The sequence below is a fragment of the uncultured Oceanicoccus sp. genome, from assembly GCF_963968385.1.
In the GTDB taxonomy this organism is placed as follows: Bacteria; Pseudomonadota; Gammaproteobacteria; order Pseudomonadales; family Dasaniaceae; genus Oceanicoccus.
On record NZ_CAXAHB010000120.1, the window covers coordinates 1 to 3,244 of the forward strand.

4 protein-coding genes are annotated in these 3,244 nt (G+C 44.5%); 2 read left to right on the forward strand and 2 right to left on the reverse strand.

Features of this window, described 5'->3' with window-relative positions:
- Positions 1 to 399: DUF2796 domain-containing protein (locus AACP44_RS08870; RefSeq protein ID WP_339340169.1), on the reverse strand; the 399-nt coding region annotated here is incomplete at its 3' end.
- A gap of 186 nt (positions 400 to 585) precedes the next feature.
- Positions 586 to 1,377: an undecaprenyl-diphosphate phosphatase gene (locus tag AACP44_RS08875; RefSeq protein ID WP_339340170.1), complete on the reverse strand. Its 792-nt coding sequence runs from the start codon at positions 1,375 to 1,377 to the stop codon at positions 586 to 588.
- A 203-nt stretch (positions 1,378 to 1,580) separates the two neighbouring features.
- Between AACP44_RS08875 and AACP44_RS08880 the strand changes: the two genes are divergently transcribed.
- Positions 1,581 to 2,147, forward strand: a complete 567-nt coding sequence (locus AACP44_RS08880; protein ID WP_339340171.1) for a phosphoribosyltransferase family protein — start codon at positions 1,581 to 1,583, stop codon at positions 2,145 to 2,147.
- Between the two features lie 30 nt (positions 2,148 to 2,177).
- A complete protein-coding gene (locus tag AACP44_RS08885; protein ID WP_339340172.1) occupies positions 2,178 to 3,164 on the forward strand; it encodes an adenosine kinase in 987 nt (328 codons plus the stop codon).
- The last annotated feature ends 80 nt before the right edge of the window (positions 3,165 to 3,244 follow it).

Below are 3,244 nucleotides of genomic sequence, written 5' to 3' on the forward strand. Positions count from 1 at the left end.
ATGTTCATCATCATGATGATCATGGTGGTCTTGCTCGATTAATGCCGACATATCGACTGAAGCTTGCTGCAGAACGCAATCGCTGCCGGAGAACGAGAATAAGCGAGGCGAGGATTCCAATATCGATTTGGCTTGCTCGACGGCTTTAATTTGTTGTTTAGAGGTAGCTTTGTGCTCAAAGCCAACAATATTGACTGCCGGTGATTCCAAGCTTATTTCAAGCTTGTTGCCTTCGATAGCTAAGGTTAATTCTGCAACACCGTGCAAATGCGCTTGTTGCTCAGATGTTGAATGTTGGTCACTTTGATCATGATGATCATCATGGTGCTGTGATGAGTTTTCAGCGATGGACATTGGGCTGAAAAAAAAGACAGTGATCAGAGCATAATATTTTAGCATCGGCTGGCCTCGTGTACTTATGTACCCGTGTTAAGACGTATTATAGTGGGTGAATATGTTAATGATATAACATATCTTTTTTGGGGTAAAGCGCGATAGCTTGAGGCTGACTAGTTACAGGAACTAGTTTACTGTCATAGAAGGAGGTGCGGATTGTAGGTTCCCAAGCTAAAGATCCAGTATTTTTTAGAGTAACTGATAGCCGATAGCGAGCGTTCCCACCACAAAACAATAATAGGAAAAGTATTTAAGCTGAGCATTGCGTACCAGCTTAATCATCCATTGGCAGGCAAATAAGCCAGTGACAAACGCGGCGACAAAGCCGGCTACTAAAATACTGCTTTGGTCGTTGCTTATATTCATGCCGCCATCCAGCAGGTCTTTAGCTATTTTCCCCAAAATTAGTGGCACTACCATCAGAAAGGAAAAACTAGCGGCCTTGGTGCGGTCAACACCTAATAGTACCGAGGTAGAGATGGTCGCTCCTGAACGGGAGATACCTGGCAAAATGGCAATCGCCTGCGATAGGCCAATAATGATTGAATGCTTAAATGAGACGTCCTTGTTGGTGTTTTGTGCACGATCTGCCACGATTAATAAAAGTCCGGTGACCCATAGCATCAAGCCCACCAGTAATATTTGTCGATCAAAAAGTGCCTCCATTTCATCGGCAAACATAACGCCAACAATGGCGGCCGGAATCATGCTGATAATAATTTTTACCGAAAACCGACATTGGTCGTTGTAACTAAACTGGAATAGGCCGGCAATAATGCGCATAACTTCCGCTCTATACACCACCATGGTGGCCAGCGCCGTGGCAAAATGCACAACCACGGTAAACATCATGCTTTCCTGCGGAATACTGGTATCCCCTAATATAGCCTTGCCTAATTCCAGATGGCCACTGCTGCTAACAGGTAAAAACTCGGTAAGGCCTTGGATAATACCAAGGATAATAGCTTCAAAAAGGGACAAAGGTTTAACTCCTGACAACGGCTGTTGATCAATGACCGATGGGGCAATCGCCTATTATTATTTCGGGCATTGATGATTAATGACTAATAGTAGTACGAATCTGGATTCTTTGTCATCTAATCACTGCGGTGAATAGTCAAGTGCATAGTTCGGAGCCGGCTACTGGTTTATAATGCTGTGCATAATTTCCTGATTAAGCCTCTATGAATAAACACTATATCAGTGCACAGCAACTATTAGATGATTCTTTTAATCTTGCGCTAAAAATACTCGATAGCGATTATAGACCGGACTTAATCGTCGCTATTTGGCGTGGTGGGGCTCCCGTAGCTATTGCGGTGCATGAATTATTTGAGTATTTCGAATATCACTGCGACCATATTGCTATTCGCACTGCTTTGTATGAGGGTATAGAAAAGCAGGCAGCTGAGGTGAAGGTGCAGGGTTTGAGCTATGTCACGGACACGATTGCGGCGAGTGAACGATTATTGATTGTTGATGATGTCCACGACACCGGTTTAAGTGTGCGACAAGTGATTGCAGAGATTAAAAACTATTGCGGTGACAACACACCGCACATTCGGGTTGCCACCGCTTATTACAAACCTAATAATAATCAGGTGGGTACAGAGCCGGATTATTTTGTTCATCAAACGGATGAATGGCTGGTTTTTCCTCATGAGTTAGTAGGCCTGAGTATGGAGGAAATCCTGAAAAATAAACCGGGTATGGATGTCCTGAGATCAAGGCTTGCTCAACATAATCAATAGCGCAAAAACATCACTAACGAGAATAAAACAATGGCGAAATATCATATCTATGGCCTCGGTGCCGCATTGGTCGACACTGAAATTGACGTAACGGATGGTGATCTGGACACCTTTCAAATTGAAAAAGGTTTGATGACACTGGTTGATGAAACCCGTCAGCATCAGTTGATCGAGAATCTTAAAAGCCATCTGGTTCACTCAAAGCGCGCTAGCGGAGGTTCAGCTTGCAACAGTGTTGTCGCTGCCAGCAGCTTTGGTGCTAGTGCTTACTATTCCTGCAAAGTGGCCAATGATGAAAATGGCGAATTTTACCTTAACGATTTAAAGCAAAGCGGTGTTGATAGCGATTTTTCCGGCGATAAAGTTGACGGTATTACCGGCAAATGTCTGGTAATGATTACGCCGGATGCCGAGCGCACCATGAATACTTTTTTGGGTGTCAGTGAAACTCTTTCAGAGGCTGATATTAATCAAGCCGCGCTGGCAGATTCAGAATATGTTTATATCGAAGGGTATTTGGTGACATCCGATACCGGTCGTGCGGCAGCGGTTAAAGCGCGAGAGCTGGCGGTTGAAAACCAAGTCAAAACGGCTATCAGTCTTTCTGATCCCGGCATGGTGCAATTCTTTAAGTCGGGTTTACAGGAAATGATTGGCGACGGTGTTGATCTATTGTTTTGTAATAAGGACGAAGCATTGGGTTGGGCAGGTACGCAAAATATAGATGAAGCGATTGCAGCGATTAAACAAGTGGCAACAACATTTGCTATTACGCTGGGTGCAGAGGGTGCTGTTGTCTTTGATGGCCACCAGCTACACCGTATTAAACCCTATGCGGTTAAGGCTATTGATACCAATGGCGCTGGCGATATGTTTGCCGGCGCTTTTATTTACGGTATTACCCATAATATGTCCTTTGCCGAGGCGGGTGATTTAGCCAGTCGCGCAGCTTCACAGGTGGTTGCCGGTTATGGGCCTCGTTTAAGTCTTGAAGCCCATAAAACTTTGCTGGCGTAAATTTTATTCAGGTGTTGCCTTTTGAATAAAACAAAACGCAAAAATGGCCCGCCCTGCAGGAGTCGAACCTGCGACCTGTC

Coding starts and splice junctions, on each gene's coding strand:
- AACP44_RS08880 (WP_339340171.1), top strand. CDS start 1,581: ATGAATAAACACTATATCAGTGCACAGCAACTATTAGATGATTCTTTT.
- AACP44_RS08885 (WP_339340172.1), top strand. CDS start 2,178: ATGGCGAAATATCATATCTATGGCCTCGGTGCCGCATTGGTCGACACT.